At 61.1% G+C, this 15935-nt stretch carries 15 protein-coding genes; 5 read left to right on the top strand and 10 right to left on the bottom strand.

Annotated elements, in window-relative coordinates:
• The first annotated feature begins 8 nt into the window (after positions 1-8).
• Entirely contained in the window at positions 9-1853 is a 1845-nt protein-coding gene (locus tag ABDK06_RS09175; RefSeq protein WP_394940654.1) for a hypothetical protein, read from the top strand.
• A 257-nt stretch (positions 1854-2110) separates the two neighbouring features.
• Here the strand turns inward: ABDK06_RS09175 and ABDK06_RS09170 are convergent, their stop codons facing one another.
• The gene (locus ABDK06_RS09170) at positions 2111-2917 is read right to left on the bottom strand and encodes a carbon-nitrogen hydrolase family protein (RefSeq protein WP_394940653.1); all 807 of its coding nucleotides are present in this window, start codon (positions 2915-2917) and stop codon (positions 2111-2113) included.
• A gap of 107 nt (positions 2918-3024) precedes the next feature.
• Positions 3025-4314, bottom strand: a complete 1290-nt coding sequence (locus tag ABDK06_RS09165; RefSeq protein ID WP_394940652.1) for an adenylosuccinate synthase — start codon at positions 4312-4314, stop codon at positions 3025-3027.
• 272 nt (positions 4315-4586) lie between these two features.
• On the opposite strand from ABDK06_RS09165, the gene ABDK06_RS09160 reads away from it, so the two are divergent.
• Positions 4587-5747, top strand: coding sequence for a low temperature requirement protein A (locus tag ABDK06_RS09160; protein ID WP_394940651.1), 1161 nt, complete (start codon positions 4587-4589; stop codon positions 5745-5747).
• Between the two features lie 108 nt (positions 5748-5855).
• On the opposite strand, the gene ABDK06_RS09155 is transcribed toward ABDK06_RS09160, so the two are convergent.
• The 3 genes from ABDK06_RS09155 to ABDK06_RS09145 form a co-directional block, all read right to left on the bottom strand.
• On the bottom strand, positions 5856-6293 hold the full coding sequence (locus ABDK06_RS09155; protein WP_394940650.1) for a DUF3151 domain-containing protein: 438 nt from the start codon (positions 6291-6293) through the stop codon (positions 5856-5858).
• A 9-nt stretch (positions 6294-6302) separates the two neighbouring features.
• On the bottom strand, positions 6303-7322 hold the full coding sequence (gene fbaA, locus ABDK06_RS09150; RefSeq protein WP_394940649.1) for a class II fructose-bisphosphate aldolase: 1020 nt from the start codon (positions 7320-7322) through the stop codon (positions 6303-6305).
• A 98-nt stretch (positions 7323-7420) separates the two neighbouring features.
• Positions 7421-8659 carry a lipase family protein gene (locus ABDK06_RS09145; protein ID WP_394940648.1) on the bottom strand — a complete coding sequence of 413 codons (1239 nt, stop codon included), beginning with the start codon at positions 8657-8659 and terminating at the stop codon, positions 7421-7423.
• A 180-nt stretch (positions 8660-8839) separates the two neighbouring features.
• On the opposite strand from ABDK06_RS09145, the gene ABDK06_RS09140 reads away from it, so the two are divergent.
• Complete coding sequence (locus ABDK06_RS09140) at positions 8840-9718, top strand: peptidoglycan-binding domain-containing protein (RefSeq protein WP_394940647.1); 879 nt, start codon at positions 8840-8842, stop codon at positions 9716-9718.
• 72 nt (positions 9719-9790) lie between these two features.
• Here ABDK06_RS09140 and ABDK06_RS09135 read toward each other — a convergent pair whose 3' ends face one another.
• From ABDK06_RS09135 to ABDK06_RS09125, 3 genes are all read right to left on the bottom strand, one after another.
• The gene (locus tag ABDK06_RS09135) at positions 9791-10450 is read right to left on the bottom strand and encodes a response regulator (protein ID WP_394940646.1); all 660 of its coding nucleotides are present in this window, start codon (positions 10448-10450) and stop codon (positions 9791-9793) included.
• Complete coding sequence (locus ABDK06_RS09130) at positions 10447-11622, bottom strand: sensor histidine kinase (RefSeq protein WP_394940645.1); 1176 nt, start codon at positions 11620-11622, stop codon at positions 10447-10449. Before ABDK06_RS09130 ends, ABDK06_RS09135 begins: the two co-directional genes overlap by 4 nt.
• A 143-nt stretch (positions 11623-11765) precedes the next feature.
• Positions 11766-12488: a TrmH family RNA methyltransferase gene (locus tag ABDK06_RS09125; protein WP_394940644.1), complete on the bottom strand. Its 723-nt coding sequence runs from the start codon at positions 12486-12488 to the stop codon at positions 11766-11768.
• Positions 12489-12530: 42 nt separating this feature from the next.
• Between ABDK06_RS09125 and ABDK06_RS09120 the strand changes: the two genes are divergently transcribed.
• Positions 12531-13325 carry an HAD-IIA family hydrolase gene (locus ABDK06_RS09120; RefSeq protein WP_394940643.1) on the top strand — a complete coding sequence of 265 codons (795 nt, stop codon included), beginning with the start codon at positions 12531-12533 and terminating at the stop codon, positions 13323-13325.
• 86 nt (positions 13326-13411) lie between these two features.
• Here ABDK06_RS09120 and pyrE read toward each other — a convergent pair whose 3' ends face one another.
• Together pyrE and ABDK06_RS09110 are read right to left on the bottom strand one after the other, a co-directional pair.
• Positions 13412-13984, bottom strand: a complete 573-nt coding sequence (pyrE, locus tag ABDK06_RS09115; RefSeq protein WP_394940642.1) for an orotate phosphoribosyltransferase — start codon at positions 13982-13984, stop codon at positions 13412-13414.
• Between the two features lie 87 nt (positions 13985-14071).
• Positions 14072-15181 (bottom strand): hypothetical protein, encoded by a 1110-nt coding sequence (locus ABDK06_RS09110; RefSeq protein ID WP_394940641.1) that lies wholly within the window; start codon positions 15179-15181, stop codon positions 14072-14074.
• A gap of 94 nt (positions 15182-15275) precedes the next feature.
• Between ABDK06_RS09110 and ABDK06_RS09105 the strand changes: the two genes are divergently transcribed.
• Positions 15276-15866 (top strand): TetR/AcrR family transcriptional regulator, encoded by a 591-nt coding sequence (locus ABDK06_RS09105; RefSeq protein ID WP_394940640.1) that lies wholly within the window; start codon positions 15276-15278, stop codon positions 15864-15866.
• The last annotated feature ends 69 nt before the right edge of the window (positions 15867-15935 follow it).

Genomic DNA, 15935 nt, shown 5'->3' with positions numbered 1-15935 from the left:
GAAAGTATTTGACGCGCTGGCTTGGCCTCATCATCGTGATGGCCACTCTGCTTTTACCACTCAATCAGGCAAGCGCGGTTGCAACTGGCTGGAAGCTGGGTGCCGGGCTGGGCTCGACCGAGCTCTGGGTCGGTCAGCAGAAAAACTCTGGAGGGCTGCTGGTCTACTGCACCGACTTTGAAAAGCTTTCACCGCAGAGCTCGGATGTCTATACCGATGGGCATCAGGGGCCGTTCATTAGGAGCAATGGCAGCAAGCTGAGCGAGCAGCAGAACTACGCGCTGTCATATCTGCTTGACCGCTGGGGCAGCACTCAGGACAACAGCACTGCGGCCGCGGTTCAGCTCTCCGTCTGGGCGCTCACGGCGGTCAAGAGAGGCTGGGACACTCCTGGCATGATGCAGATCGTCCAGCGGGCCAAGCTGCCTTCGCAGGTGGTTTCGCTGGGCCGCAGTATCACGATGCAGGCATTGCGGTTCGCCGGTCCCTACCGAATCGTGGTCAGTTTTCCTCGGCCAGGAACGGCCTTGGTCAGCACCCTGGGACCCTCGGGAGCGCAGGTTCCGGGGCTGGGCGTTCAACTCAGCACCTCGGGCTCGCTCAAGCTCTCCGGTGGGCCGGCTTCCTGGGTCAGCGGCGAACAAAGTCGCTTCGTGCCAGTGCAGCGGACCGGGTTCAGTCCAGGAACACTCAGCGCGCAGATCTCCCGTGCCCCTGCTCCCGCAGTTCACTGGCTGCAACCGAACACCGCCAAGAAGCAGCGTCTGATCAGCGGCGCCGAACATTCTCCCGTGCGCGGCAGTGGTGAGCTCTCCACACTCAGCATGCGGCCAAAAGTTCGTACGGAGACTTCAGCTCGGATATTGACGACGCCGGGGCAACTCAAGGATGTTCTCACCGTGTCCACTGACCAGCAGTCACCCTGGCTGCTCGATCCGATCACTGGAAAACCCGTTCGGCTCACTGTGGTCTCCACACTCTGGGGACCTTTCAACTCAATACCCCGAGAGAGTGCCGCGGTGCCTTCAGGGGCCAGGGCGCAGGGCAGCGTCCTCACCTCGGTCAGCGCGCCAGGGCGTTATGAAACACCGGAGCTTCCGATCAAGCAGCCCGGTTATTACGTCTGGACGGAGCGCATAGATAGCACAAGCGCTGTACCAACCGGGGCAAGCGCCTACGTTAAACCCTGGCAGAGCGGTTTTGGAGCTTCCCAGGAGACCACGCTGCTGCGCTGGCGGCCGTCGATCACCACCGAGCTTTCCCGCCATACCGGCCTTCCCGGCGACCGGGTGACTGACACCGTGAAGGTCCAGGGTGCGCCGCCCGCAGCCCTCGGCACCCTCTTGACGTTGAGCATGTACGGGCCATTAACCGATGTGACTGGCCAAAGTGCAGCGGTTCCGCCCGGGGCAGCAGTGCACCGCCGAATCACCGTGCCGCTGGCAGAGGCGAAGTCCATCGACTTCGGTCCGCTCAAGGAGGTCGGTTGTTATACGGTGGTCGCCTCGATTCCCGGTTCCACCGAGGTGCTGGCATTTCAGAGCGCATTCGGTGAGGCGAATGAGACCATTTGCCTCAAGCAGCCTTCCCCACCGAAAACAACCCCCACGCAGCCGGGGCCAGCAGCACCCACGGTCACGAAGCCCTCGGCACCGGCCAAGCTGCCACACTCAGTAGGAAGAGGCCCGGCGCAACACGCTGCAACCGGGCCACGACTCGTGGCCGATAAGCAACTCGCAGCCACCGGAACGCCCATCCCATGGCTGCCCGCCGGGCTAGCCGCTGGGTTGGTCATGCTGGGTGCCGGCTGCCTGATCTATGCTCAAAAGTCTCGAAGGTCCCGGCGACCTTAGCACTCTCAGAGCTCCTGGTCCGAGGCCCGAGCGGCAGAAGATCCGGGGTATCCGCTGCGAGAGAACCCGGATAGGGCCATGATTAGAAACTCTGCCTGCCAATACAACGCTGGCAGGCAGAGCGGAGATCTCGATAATCGTTGTGCCGGGTATCGAGGCACACCACTAAGAGGTTCGACTCACCGGCGAATACTCAATCCGGCACAGGTGCGCCGAGCATTCGATGGGTGCGTGCTCAGACTCCCAGTCTGCTGAGGTCAGTGTGCCGGAACGATTTCTCGCACGGACTTGATGCGGCGGTTCTTCAGCACCGGAAGGAACTCACGCACCTCAGCAATCCGCTTGGTGGTCACATCAGAGGTGGCAACGCCCTCCGGCTCATCATTGAGGAAGGCCGTTGGAACTCCCATCGGATCCAGGATCACCGAATGACCGATGCAGTGCTCACTCGTGGTTCCGGCAGCTGCCACCCAGCAGGTGTTCTCGATCGCCCGAGCCTTCAGCAAGGTCTCCCAATGATCGATCTTGTGCTCACCCTTGAACCAAGCCGCCGCGACCCCCAGCAGGTCAACATCCTGCTCGGCGAGCGCGCGGGCCAGCTCTGGAAAACGCAGATCGTAGCAGGTCATGATCCCGACATTGAGGTCGCCGATCCGGACCACCGTCAGTCCGCCGTCGCTCGGCAGAATCCTCTTGGATTCCTGGTAAGAGAAAGCGTCATAGAGATGAAGTTTCCGGTACGTACCCAGGATCGCACCCGCGGAGTCCAGGGCCACCAAGGTGTTGTAGGGCCGGTCTTCGCCACTGGATTCATAGCCACCGGCGATCACCGCGATGCCCAGCTCCGCGGCGATGAAGGAAAGCTGCTGCACGAAGACGGTCCAGCCGGCATCGACCGCCGCCCGGAAATCGGCGGCGACTTTCCCGACCGAGAACATCGCCTCCTCTGGGAAGAGGATCAATCCGCTTCCCTCAGCCTTCGCCTGTTCGGCCAGTCTGCGCATCACCGCGATATTCTCCGTGACGTCGCCACCCGGAGTGAACTGCCCCACGCTAACCTTCATCCGGCCACCTCTTTCTTGAGCCCTAGCTGTTTCTTCACTTCAAGTCTGTTGCTCCTGCCAAGGGAAAAGCAACGACTATTCATCGGAAATAGCTCCTGCGTTCTAGCTTAATCGTCAATCAGATCGTGCAGCACAATGGTCTGGTCACGATCCGGACCCACGCCGATGGCCGAGAACCTGGTGCCCGACATCTTCTCTAGAGCAAGCACGTATTCACGGGCATTGACCGGAAGATCCTCCAAGGTCTTTGCCCCGGAGATGTCCTCGGTCCAACCGTCGAAATATTCGAAAATCGGCTTGGCATGATGGAAATCGGTCTGCGTCATCGGCATTTCATCGTGGCGCACGCCGTCGACGTCATAAGCCACGCAGACCGGGATCTTCTCCAGACCGGTGAGCACATCCAATTTCGTCACGAAGTAATCGGTGAAACCGTTGATTCGCGAAGCGTGACGGGCCAGCACCGCGTCATACCAGCCGCAACGACGCGGCCGCCCGGTGTTGACCCCGAACTCGCCACCCTTCTTCTGCAGGTAGTCACCCATCTCATCGAAGAGCTCAGTGGGGAAAGGACCTGCGCCCACCCGGGTGGTGTAGGCCTTGATAATGCCGACGACCCGGGAGATCCGGCTCGGTCCGATGCCTGAGCCGACCGAAGCACCGCCCGCTGTCGGGTTGGAAGAGGTGACGAAAGGGTATGTGCCATGGTCGACGTCGAGATAGGTAGCCTGACCGCCTTCCATCAAAACGACCTTGCCCTCGTCGAGAGCGCGATTCAATTCAATCGTGGCGTCGATCACGAAGGGCCGCAGCCGCTCCGCGAAATCGAGGAAGTACTGCACGGTCTCGTCGATGCTCACGGCGCGCCGGTTATAGACCTTGACCAGCAGTTCGTTTTTCTGCGCTAGAGAACCTTCGACCTTCTGCCGCAGAATCGACTCATCGAAGACGTCCTGAACGCGAATGCCCAGCCGGGCCACTTTGTCCATATAGGCCGGGCCGATCCCGCGCCCGGTGGTTCCGATCGCACGTTTGCCCAGGAACCGCTCAGTGACCTTATCCAGCACCTGATGGTAAGGCGCCACCAGATGGGCGTTCGCTGAAATACGCAGCCGGGAGGTACTCGCGCCTCGTGCTTCAAGGGCGTCGATTTCCTCGAAAAGAGCTTCCAGATTGACCACACAACCGTTGCCGATCACCGGTGTTGCGTTGGGGCTCAGAATGCCGGCAGGAAGGAGCTTGAGCTCATACTTCTCACCGCCGACCACTACTGTGTGCCCGGCGTTATTGCCACCATTGGGCTTAACGACATAGTCCACGCGACCACCCAAAAGATCGGTCGCTTTACCTTTACCTTCGTCGCCCCACTGGGCGCCGACGATCACGATTGCTGGCATGGGAACCTCCCCCATTTCATGGCGATGCCCCTTCGCTCCTTCATTCGCGCCGGCCTTGATCAGCACTGGCGAAGCAAGAGTTCCGGGGCTCTTACCTACCAAGTTTAGCGGACGCGGCTGCTCAGCCGAAGTTGATGTCGGCCGCAAACCGACGATCAGCGCCATTGCTGCCCTCGGTTGAGCCCGTCATCAACAGCCCGGCCCACCCTGAAAGAAAATTTTCCCGTTATGATCGAGACTCCCAGTTTGTCGATCTGAACCTGGAGCCTGCAATGCGATTTCCCAGCATGATCCGCCGTGACCCTCACGAATCCCATCGAGTATCCACTCCCCTTGAGCTGTTCTTCGACTTGGTCTTCGTCGTCGCCGTCGGCGCTGCCGGCCGTAATCTGCTGAGCTTCGAGGCTGAAGGTCATTTCAGTGTAGGACTGCTCGGCTATGCAATGGCTTTCTTCGCGATCTGGTGGGCCTGGATGAACTTCACTTGGTTCGCCACCTCCTATGGCACCGACGACTGGTATTACCGGGTGCTGACCCTGGTGCAGATGGCGGGAGCTCTGGTTTTCGCAGCCGGTGTCACGGGGATCGCTAATCCCGAACATCCGGATTTCACCCTGGGCATCACGGGCTACATCATTATGCGGGTCGCCATTATTCTGCAGTGGATCAGGGCCGCCATCGGTGATCCGGCGGGCCGGAAAACCGCCCTGAGCTACGCCGTTGGAATTGCCATTGTGCAGGTCTACTGGGTGGTTTTCGCCATTGCCGTGCCTGACGGTTTCAAGCCCTGGATGTTTCTGCTCGGAATCGTCGCTGAGCTCGCGGTCCCGGTGTTGGCTGAACGTTCAGCCGCGACGCCGTGGCACCGTCACCACATCACCGAACGCTACGGATTGTTCACCATCATCGTGCTCGGTGAGTCCGTGCTGGCCTCCACCACCGCCATTATCGAGGCGAGCAACGAGCATGAGCAACTCAGCGATTTACTGCTCATCGCGGGCACCGGTTTTGTCATCGTGGCCTGCCTCTGGTGGATCTATTTCGCTCTTCCGCAGCACGAGCTGCTGAGCAATCTGAAGACGGCGCTGCGCTGGGGCTACGGTCACTACTTCGTCTTCGCCGCAGCCGCGGCTGTCTCGGCGGGCATCGAGGTCGCCCTCGAAGTGGAGACGCATCATTCCAAGCTCGACTCGGTAGCCGCCGCGGCCACCCTGTGCATCCCGGTGGCCGTCTTCGTGTTCTTCGTCTGGCTGCTGGCGATCAGACCACAGGCCACCTCGGTGACCAATGTGGTCGCTCCGGCAGCAGCAGTGTTGATCCTGCTCAGTGTCTTCGTGCCGTTCTCGCAGCAAATCACCGCGGTGATCCTGGTACTGCTGGTGGTTTTCCTGACCGCGTACGCCGTGCCGCATCGCACCAAGCATCTCGGCTGAACTGCCGAGCGCCCCCGCCGAGTTCGTGGCTTCTTCACTCGTTCGCCTGAGATGACAGGCGAATTTGAGAATGAAGCACGAACTCGGCCAGGTTATTGCTGAACCGAGTTACTGCTCCAACTCGGCGAGCGCCGTAGGATCAGAGTCATTGAGGAAGGTGGCGATTCTCTCGGCTTCCTCGGCCTCGCCAATAGCTCCCGCAGCCCGCCCCAGAGCGTAGAGGGCCTTGAGGAAACCACGATTCGGTTCATGCTCCCAGGGAATCGGCCCCGCGCCGCGCCAGCCGTTCCGGCGCAGCGCATCCAGGCCGCGGTGGTAGCCGGTACGGGCGTAAGCGTAGGCCTCCACCGGATGGCCTGCGGAAAAAGCTTCTTCTGAGAGCAGTGCCCAGGGCAAGGACGAGGCCGGGAAGCTCGCTGCGACGTCGACCGCCTCATCACCAGCAGCCAATCGTTCGGTGACCTCCGGCTCCGCCGGCAGAAGGGTCGGAGCTGGCCCTTGGGTGAGGTTCTGGCCGATCAGGTTCTTCCGGAACTCGTCAGACATCCGGCGCGCCTACAGGCTCTTGCCAGCGGAGCCGAGCTCCTGCGCGGCGATCACCAGACGAGCAGCCAGACCGGCTTCCGCGGAAGCTCCCCAGACCCGGGGATCGTAGGTCTTCTTATTGCCCACTTCACCATCGATCTTGAGCACGCCGTCGTAGTTCTTGAACATGTGATCGACCACCGGGCGAGTGTAGGCGTACTGGGTATCGGTGTCGATGTTCATCTTGATCACGCCGTAGGAAACCGCATCCGCGATCTCCTGCGGGGTGGAGCCCGAACCACCGTGGAAGACCAGGTCGAAGGGGCTGTTCTTACCCAGCTTGGCACCGACCGCTTCCTGGATCTCCTTGAGGATCTCCGGGCGCAGCTTCACATTGCCAGGCTTGTAGACGCCGTGCACATTGCCGAAGGTCAGTGCCGTGATGTAGCGGCCATTCTCACCCGAGCCCAGCGCCTCGACCGTGGCCAGGCCATCGGCAACGGTGGAGTAGAGCTTGTCGTTGATTTCATTATCGACGCCGTCTTCTTCGCCGCCCACAGCGCCGATCTCCACTTCGAGGATCATCTTGGCGGCAGCCATCCGGGGCAGCAGTTCCTTGCCGATTCGCAGGTTCTCTTCCAGGGTCTCAGCCGAGCCGTCCCACATATGCGAGTTGAAGAAGGGGTTACGCCCCGCAGCCACCTCAACCTCAGAAGCAGCTAGCAACGGCAAAACGAAGCCGTCCAGCTTGTCCTTGGGGCAGTGATCGGTGTGCAGTGCCACCTTGATCGGGTAGTTCTTCGCCACTTCACGGGCGAAAGCCGCGAAGCCGAGCGAGCCGGCGACCATATCCTTGGTCTTGGCGCCCGACCAGTAAGCAGCACCGCCGGTGGAGACCTGCACAATGCCGTCCGAACCGGCGTCAGCAAACCCCTGCAGGGCTGCATTGAGGGTTTGCGAAGAGGTGACGTTCACCGCCGGGTAGGCAAAGCCGCCTGCCTTCGCACGATCGATCATCTCTGCGTATTCATCCGGTGTCGCGATAGGCATACGAGCTCCTTTGAGGGTTGTACTGAGTCGTTTTCATCTTAACGTAAAGTGCGGTCGACCGGGCAGCCAGAGCCGCTGATCGACCGCACTTTACGCGGCTAGAACGAACCGCAGTTCTTGGGCGGCTGAAGACCAGCTACCCGCCCCTCTAAGAAACTGAACAACTCGGGCAGCAACCCGATATAACCACCGATATGCGTGGGTATCGAAGTGGTGGAATACTGCACCGTGACGCCGGCATCGCACCAGCGCTTGGCGAGCGCCCGCGCCTGAGGTTCCGGCACGACGTCGTCATAGAGGCTCTGCCCGATCAGAATAGGCGCCTGAGGCGCCCCGTTGACCCCGATTTTCTGCTCATCCAGAATCGTCTTCAACTCACCCGATTGGGTCATCTGGGAGAAAGTCTGACCGGAACGAGTAATAGTGGTGGTGTCCATAAAGGCTTTAGACGCCAGAGTGCTGAAAAGGCATTCCTGGGAGGCGTCTTGCAGGGTTTGCAAACCGACCTGATTGAAATAACGAGCGGGATCGATTCCTCGCTCAGCCAGGAACCCATTGGCGGCATAGAGCAATAAGCCACTGTAAAGCGTGCCGTCTATATTGCTTGCAACGCTCTGCAGATCGGCGGGAACAGCACCGGCATAGGTTCCCATCACCTTCAGTTCCGACCCGTAACTAGCAGCCAATTCCGCGGCTGAAGCGGCGGCTCCACCTCCCTGGGAGTAGCCCACGATGCCGATTCGGGTATTGCTGTTCAGCCCGCTGACGCCCAGTCGCAGTGCGGCTCGGGCGGCGTCCAGCACCGCATGCCCCTGCGAAGCGCGTGAGAGATAGGTGTGAGTTCCGTTGGTTCCCAAGCCTTCATAATCGGTGACGGCGACGGCATAACCGCGCAGCAGCAGACCCGCGAGCAAAGCCCCCTCGTATTCGGTACCCATGGCCAGCTGTTTGCTCGGTGCGCACTGATCGCCTTGCCCCTGGGTTCCAGCGGCCAGGCTGATCAAAGGCCTGCTGCCCGCGCCTACCCACTGGCTCCTGGGCACCAGGACCGTGCCGGTCACCGCCATCGGCTGCCCCAGGCTATTGGTGCTTTTGTACATCACCCGCGTGACATCGGCGTCTGCGCTCGTGGTCTTGAAGGGATCGAGGTAATAAGCCGAGGCTTCCTGGCGGATCAGTGCACCGTTTGCGCTGGGAAGCTGGGCGGGTAATTGGTAGAAGTCTGTTGCTGAGCCTGCTGAAGAGCTCTCTGCTTGAACCTGGCTGATGCCGGCAAAACTCAGACCGGTCAGGGCAGTCACGGCCAGAATGGCCGTCGCGATTCGATGAAGCGACATTCGCATCTCCTTTGATGACGATAGTGATCTGCAACACACTACCGTGAGGTAACTTGCCCGGGTGAGCGCCGATCAGGAATTGACAACTGGCAGTTCCCTGGGATTTTCCCAGTAATAACCTGGAGGGGGAGAACTCCCCATTGTCCGGAATTCCTCCGGCTGTTTGACTGAGTCCGCTCGATGATTGTCAACACAACGATCTGGAGAACATCCATGGACCCTCAAGGACTGAGCCGAAAGAGCTTCCTGCGTGGCAGCGCGATCGGCACCGCAACAGCAGTGCTCAGCATTCCTGTGCTTGGAACCACCTTCGCCCATGCCGCCCTGCCCGCCACCGATATGGAAAAAGTCATCCTGGCCGCCCAGGTGGACCCCTATCGCGGCTCTTTTGCCATCACGCCCGGTTGCGGCCCCTCGGTGAAGCTCGTGCAGCAAGCACTGATTGCGAAAAAGCTGCTCGCCTCGGGATCCGACGACGGCAACTACGGCAGTGTGACCATCGCCGCCTATCAGAAATACCAGCAATCTCTCGGCTACACCGGGCTGGATGCCACCGGCCTGCCCGGCCCCACTTCGCTGAAGAAGCTGGGCACTGACCGTTACACAGTAAGCCGGGTGATCACTGTGGGCGCCAAGACCACAGTAAGCGGCAAAACCGTGAACACCCGGACCAAGAGCATGCTGAGCGAAGCCGGTAAACGCGCCGGAATCACCATGTCACTGACCCAGGGCTCCTACAACCCGGGAGGCGTGGATGCCTCGGCGGGAACTCACGACGGCGGTGGCGTGGTGGACGTTTCGGTGAGCGGCAAAAGCGACGCTCAGATGACCGCCATGGTGAAGGCTCTCCGCGAAGTCGGCTTCGCAGCCTGGCATCGCACCCCGGCCCAGGGATTTGCTCATCACATCCATGCGGTCGCCATCTGCGATACCGATATGTCCCCTTCGGCGCAGGCTCAGGTCGGCGACTATTATCGGGGCCGCAATGGCCTGGCCTCGCACGCCGCGGACGACGGGCCTAAGGTCACCAAGACCTACTGGGAAGAGTATCTGCGCTAAAACTACTGGCGGCGGGGTTCCTTCGGATGACGTCTGAAGGGCCCGGCCGCCGCTGTTAAGATCTCTGCTGATTCAGGGTCGCTCCTGGCGGTGGCGGGAAGGCCTGCCGAGCGCATAACGGACCGCTTCGGCCCGCGAGTGCAGATCAGCCTTGGCGAAGAGATTATTGATATGGGTCTTCACCGTCGCCTCGCTGATCACCAGCCGATCGGCGATTTCGGCGTTCCGCAGCCCCAACCCGATCAGTCCCAGAATCTCTTCCTCACGCAGTGTCAGACTGACCGGATCACCTTCCGGGGCGGGCACCCGGGCAACCAGTTGCAGCAATCTGAGTTGCACCTGGGCGTCCAGTACCGACTGCCCCAGCGCAGCGCTACGGATCGCCTGCACGATTCGCTCCCGGTCGGCGTCCTTGGTCAGATAGCCCAGCGCACCGGCCCGCAACGAGGCGAGAATCGACTCTTCGTCGTCGAAGGTGGTCAGCATCATAATGGCCGTCCCAGGGATTTCCCGAAGGATCTTCTCGGTGGCTCGAATACCGTCCAGAAGCGGCATATTGATATCCATCAGCACGACGTCGGGTCGCAGTTCGACGGCCAGTTCAGTCGCTCGCAGGCCATTCTCCGCGGTACCGACTACTTCCATGCCGTCCTCCAGATCGAGCATCACCTCGAGGGCTTCTCGCACCACCGTCTGATCATCGGCGATCAGCAGCCTAATAGGTTCCGTCATCCTGGCAACTCCATCTCCACCAACCAGCCATCTCCCTCTGGACCTGCGTGCAGCGCGCCACCGAGCAGATCAGCGCGTTCCCGCATTCCAATCAAACCCATTCCGGAGCCAGCCCCCGGAGCAGAACGACGGTTCCCTACTGCTGGTCCGTTGAAGACCCTCAGCCGGATCGACGAGACGTCAAAGCACAGGCTCACCGTCAGGGCTGCACCTCCGGCGTATCGTTGAGCGTTCGTCATTGCTTCCTGTGCGGCTCGGATCAACGCCTGCGATGTCTCGACCGATGTCTGCCGCACAGCGCCACGCTGGATGAATTCGGCTGCTTCGTTTCGGGCCATCACGCGAAGAGTCTCAGTGAGTGGCAGGGTCTGCTGACGCAGCGCCTGCACGGCACGCCTGGTCTCCGCGATACCACCGACAGCGAGCGCGCGAGCCTTCACAACGGCTTGGTTGGCTTCGACTTCCCTGCCCCGGCGATGCAGCGCATCGGCCATATCGAGCTGCAGGGAGATTCCAGTCAGCGAGTGGCCCACGACGTCGTGCACCTCTCTGGCGATCCGGCTTCGTTCCGCGAGCGCGGCTTCCCGGGCCTCAGCGTCCGCCGCCCGTTGAGACTCTTGCAGCGCGAAGTGGGCCTGCCGATAGGCTTCCCTGCTATTGCGCTGCGCCAGCCCGATATAAACCGGCAGTCCGACCAATAAGGCCACCCAGAGCGAGGCGCTAACCGCTTGTGGCTGAAAATTCTGCAGGTACCAGACGCAAGCGAAGGTCCACAGAGAATTCGCCGCGGCAAGGCTGATGGATATCCGCTGCGAAGCGAGCTTCTCGCCAAAAATCGCGGAGCCAACGAAGCTGAAGAGCACCGCGATATTGTCTTTGCTGAGTGCATAGAGCATTCCGCAGAGCATGAGGTAGCCGGTGAAAATGACGATCTGGCACCAGGTCGGCAGCCGCTTCCAGCTGAACAACGAGGCCGCGGAAAGCAGTGCCACCGGGATATACAGCAACCAGAACCGATCCCCCTCGGGCTTATCGGCCAGCAGTTTTTGCGCCGCACTCACTGAAGCGATGAACAGCAGCCCTAGGGGTTTCAGTAGATGATCACGAAAGGTGTACGACCAGGGCACCGGCGGCTCAGCGCGCTCACCGATCACCGCGGGTTTCTCGCTCACTGGCCTCCCTTTTCAGCCGATTCGGGCTCAGGCCCTCTCCTCCCTAAGCCTAGAAGATCCCCCGCCGCTGTCTTGGGCCGAGGAGAGCAATTCTGGGTGGAGAAACCTCCTCCACCCAGAATCAGAATCGTGCCCAACGGAAGTCAGCTCAGGGATTTAACCGATTGGCCGAATTCGTGCCGTCGGATCCAGGCGTGCATGGCGATGGCGGCCGCCGCGGAAGCGTTTATCGAACGGGTGGAGCCGAACTGAGCGATGGAGAGCGTGGCCTCTGCCGCCCGATGCACCTCTGGGGTGAGCCCCGGGCCCTCCTGACCGAAGACCAGCACACAGCGACGTGGCAGCTGATAGGTCTCCAACGGAACCGAGTCTGGGAAGTTGTCGATGCCGATCACGGCCAGCCCTTCGGCGGCCGCCCAGTCGACGAAGTCCTGCACACTCGGGTGGTGCCTGACATGCTGATATTTATCGGTCACCATGGCGCCCCGGCGGTTCCAACGACGTCGTCCGATAATGTGCACTTCCTTGGCCAGGAAGGCGTTGGCGGTACGCACCACGGAGCCGATGTTCAAGTCATGCTGCCAGTTCTCAATGGCCACATGGAACTCATGCCTGCGCTCATCCAGCGCCGCCACAATCGCGTCATGCTTCCAATAGCGAAACTCGTCCACCACATTGCGGCGGTCCCCCTGGGCCAGCAATTCTGGATCCCAGTGATCTCCTTCGGGCCATTCTCCGGCCCAGGGGCCGAGGCCAACCTCTTCCGGCCCTAATTCTTCCGGCTTCGATCCTTCTTGATCGACTGCTTCTCGATCGGCGGGCCGCGCTGCCGGGTCGCCGTCGTCCGGCTGAGCGATTGTTCTCACAGATCTACCCTACTTCGCGCAGAACAGTGGAAGACTTATGCCATGGCACATGACGAACCGCGCAAGGCTGAAGATATTGAATGCTGGCTCACCGATATGGACGGCGTACTGGTCCACGAGAACCAGGCGGTCCCCGGAGCCGCCGAGTTGATCCGGCGCTGGGTAGACACCTCGAAGCGTTTCCTGGTGCTGACCAATAATTCGATTTACACGCCGCGGGACCTCGCCGCCCGGCTGAAGGCATCCGGTCTGGAGATCCCGGAGGAGAACCTCTGGACCTCCGCTCTGGCAACCGCTGAGTTCATGAAATCCCAATTGCCGGGTGGCCGGGCCTTTGTGATCGGTGAGGCCGGGCTGACCACGGCCTTGCATGAGGCGGGGTTTGTGCTGACCGACCAGAGCCCTGACTACGTAGTGCTCGGAGAGACCCGGAGCTATTCCTTTGAGGCCATCACCAAAGCGATCCGGTTGATCGGCGATGGCGCCCGGTTCATCGCCACCAACCCGGATGCCACCGGGCCTTCCATGGAGGGCCCGCTGCCGGCTACCGGAGCGATCGCCGCGCTGATCACCAAGGCCACCAACCGGGAGCCCTATGTTGTGGGCAAGCCCAATCCGATGATGTTCCGTTCCGCGATGAACCAGATCGAGGCGCATTCGGAGACCACGGCGATGATCGGCGACCGGATGGACACCGACATCATCGCAGGCATGGAAGCCGGGCTGCACACCGTACTGGTGCTCACCGGCATCACTCAGCGCGGGGACATCAACGCTTATCCGTTCCGCCCGGATGAGACGCTCAATTCGGTCGCCGATCTGATTCCGTTCATCTAGTTCTGCTGAGTGTGCAGATCTACATGTTTTGAACACACTTTAAGGTGTAGATCTGCACACTCAGCGATACTGCGGGGCTGTGAAGCTCAGTCGAGGCCGAGTTCGTCCTTGGAGAAAGCGTAGAAGTACGGCACGCCGGTTTCTTTTTCGATCAGATCCTTGGCACCGGTGGCGCGATCCACAATCACCGCGACCGCCTGCACTTGGCCGCCCGCGTTGCGCACTCCTTCAACGGCTTTGAGCGGAGAGGCCCCTGTGGTGGAGGTGTCTTCCAGCACCACAACGGGTCGTCCTTCGACTGAGGGGCCTTCGACCTGACGGCGCATACCGTGCGACTTCTGTTCCTTGCGCACCACGAAGGCATCGATCGAACGGCCCTGAGCAGTGGCTGCGTGCATCAGCGCGGTGCCCACCGGATCCGCGCCCAGGGTGAGGCCGCCGGCTGCTTCGAACTGGATCCCGGCCTCATCCAGCATGGCCAGCATGACCCGACCCACCAGGGCACTCGCTTCGTGATGCAGAGTGATTCGGCGCAGGTCGATGTAGTAATCGGCCTCTTTACCGCTGGACAGAGTCACTTTGCCGTGCACGACGGCCAATTCCTTGATGAGTTCCAGCAGGCGGGCGCGGGCAGAGCCAAGATCCAACACGTCAGTCATGATTCCAAGCTTATCCTCCGAGGGACCCGGACTGAGCTTGCGAAGTCTGGGAGGAGGCGGGACTGTCGCGAAACGCGCCAGGGAATACTAAACCGCGAGGTGCTTGGCCTCCAGCTGACCACCCGACCCCTGAATACCCGAGCCATGAACACTCCGCTCGGCATCTTCGAAAGCGGGAACCTCCACGACTTCCTGGTTTCTGAAGTGGCCGATCAGCGACAGCAGCACGCCGAGCACCGCCCAGCCCGCCAACACGAGCCAGGGGAAGAGTGTTGGGCTCTCCGGAAAGTAGGAGGCGTCGCGGAGCAGAGTGGTCGAGGCACCGGGTACGAACCACTGGCCGATGGCACCCCAGGGTTCGACCATGAACTGCACCGGCTGGGTGGCCGCGGAGAGCGGGTTGCCAATCAACATGGTGACCACCGAGCCGACGGCAACTCCGACTCGCCCCAGCAGGGCCGTCACTCCGACGATGAAGACTGCGGTGGCAAAGGCCGAGAGCGCGATCACCGCCACATTGAGCAGGTAACTGCCCTGCAGAATACCAAACCACGGACCCAAGACCGCCGCGGCCAGGAACCCGACCAGCAGCGAGTAGAGCGCAGCACCGGCCAAACGACGCCAGACGCCGACCAGCAAGAGCGAGAGCAGAATGCCACCGATCATCCCGCCCAGCACCATCGGGAAGGAGGCCGCCGTCAGACCGGTGCCACGCGCATCGGAAGCCGCCAGTGGCACGACGTCGGTGACCACCAGCTTCACCGCGGGGCTCGGCGGCGCACCTGCCGCAGCGGCCTGCGCACTCTGCAGGCTGAGCTGTTGCTGCAGATTCTGCGCCAGCTGATTCATAATCTGCAGCGGCGCGGGACCGGCAGCGGAGGCTTCAAGCAGTTCGGGGTGCTGACTCACCACGATCGCCCCGTAGTAACTGCGGTCTTTGATCCCCTGCACTGCGGCGTCCCGGCTGTCCAGCACGGTGAGCTCGAGCAGATCGCCCGTTCCAGCTGCTAGCTGCGACTTCACCTGCTGCACCTGAGCCGCCGGGCCGGTGATGGCGACCGGAAGCGACTTTGCGGAGGAGGTCACAGTAGGCCACAGAAAGGCCAGGATCACCAGGGTGACCAGGAGCGCCGCCGCAGCGGCAAGGCCCACTGCCACGCTCCATTTGGTGTGCTTGAGTGGCTCAGAATTACGCATCGGAACTCCTAGAACTTAATAAAAAAGAATGTTCGTTTTTTATAATGATCCCGATGCGCTAGATTGTCAATTGCAGGAGTTTCCAGGGAGAGATATGCCGAAAGTTTCAGAGCAGTACCGCAAGGACCGCCGACGCCAGATCGTGTCTGCGGTTCTCAACTGCTTTGCCCGCAAAGGGATCAAAGCCACCTCGATCAACGACATCATCGTTGAATCAGGGCTCTCAGCGGGGGCGATCTACGGACACTTCAGCAATAAAGACGAGCTGGTGCTCTTCGTCGTTTCGGAAGTCTTCGAGCTGATCAGCGAGCAGTCGGAACTCAATCAGGCGCAAGCTGAAGTGCAACATCCGGCGCAGCTGATCCGAAGCTTGGTGGACCACCTCCGGATGGAGATCGGCAGCCCCGCGCTGCTACTCCAGATCTGGGGCGAAGCCGTCACCGAGCCAAAGGTGCGCGAACTCTTCACCTCGGTTTACGGCGTACTGATCAGTCACTTTGCCGCCAGCGCCAGTTCCTGGTTCCAGCATCTCGGCCTCGACAGGGCGGCGGCAGATCAACGCGCCACCGAGCTGATGCCGCTGCTGATCGGGATCGGCCAGGGGTACATCCTCCAGACGACTCTGATTGAGGGCTTTGACGAAGAGGGTTACCTCAAGAGCTTCGAACAGCTGCTCAGCGCTTAGCCCTTCAGTTCGTTCGCCCCTCCGAGGTAGTCCGCTGACGCCGCGATAGCTGACCGCTGGGACAGCACG

It is taken from the genome of Psychromicrobium ferritrahens, from assembly GCF_043789415.1.
GTDB lineage: Bacteria > Actinomycetota > Actinomycetes > Actinomycetales > Micrococcaceae > Renibacterium.
This window is presented reverse-complemented; position numbering and strand designations above follow the sequence as displayed.

Coding starts and splice junctions, on each gene's coding strand:
- ABDK06_RS09170 (WP_394940653.1), bottom strand. CDS start 2,917: ATGAAGGTTAGCGTGGGGCAGTTCACTCCGGGTGGCGACGTCACGGAG.
- ABDK06_RS09165 (WP_394940652.1), bottom strand. CDS start 4,314: ATGCCAGCAATCGTGATCGTCGGCGCCCAGTGGGGCGACGAAGGTAAA.
- ABDK06_RS09160 (WP_394940651.1), top strand. CDS start 4,587: ATGCGATTTCCCAGCATGATCCGCCGTGACCCTCACGAATCCCATCGA.
- ABDK06_RS09155 (WP_394940650.1), bottom strand. CDS start 6,293: ATGTCTGACGAGTTCCGGAAGAACCTGATCGGCCAGAACCTCACCCAA.
- fbaA (WP_394940649.1), bottom strand. CDS start 7,322: ATGCCTATCGCGACACCGGATGAATACGCAGAGATGATCGATCGTGCG.
- ABDK06_RS09145 (WP_394940648.1), bottom strand. CDS start 8,659: ATGTCGCTTCATCGAATCGCGACGGCCATTCTGGCCGTGACTGCCCTG.
- ABDK06_RS09140 (WP_394940647.1), top strand. CDS start 8,840: ATGATTGTCAACACAACGATCTGGAGAACATCCATGGACCCTCAAGGA.
- ABDK06_RS09135 (WP_394940646.1), bottom strand. CDS start 10,450: ATGACGGAACCTATTAGGCTGCTGATCGCCGATGATCAGACGGTGGTG.
- ABDK06_RS09120 (WP_394940643.1), top strand. CDS start 12,531: ATGGCACATGACGAACCGCGCAAGGCTGAAGATATTGAATGCTGGCTC.
- pyrE (WP_394940642.1), bottom strand. CDS start 13,984: ATGACTGACGTGTTGGATCTTGGCTCTGCCCGCGCCCGCCTGCTGGAA.
- ABDK06_RS09110 (WP_394940641.1), bottom strand. CDS start 15,181: ATGCGTAATTCTGAGCCACTCAAGCACACCAAATGGAGCGTGGCAGTG.
- ABDK06_RS09105 (WP_394940640.1), top strand. CDS start 15,276: ATGCCGAAAGTTTCAGAGCAGTACCGCAAGGACCGCCGACGCCAGATC.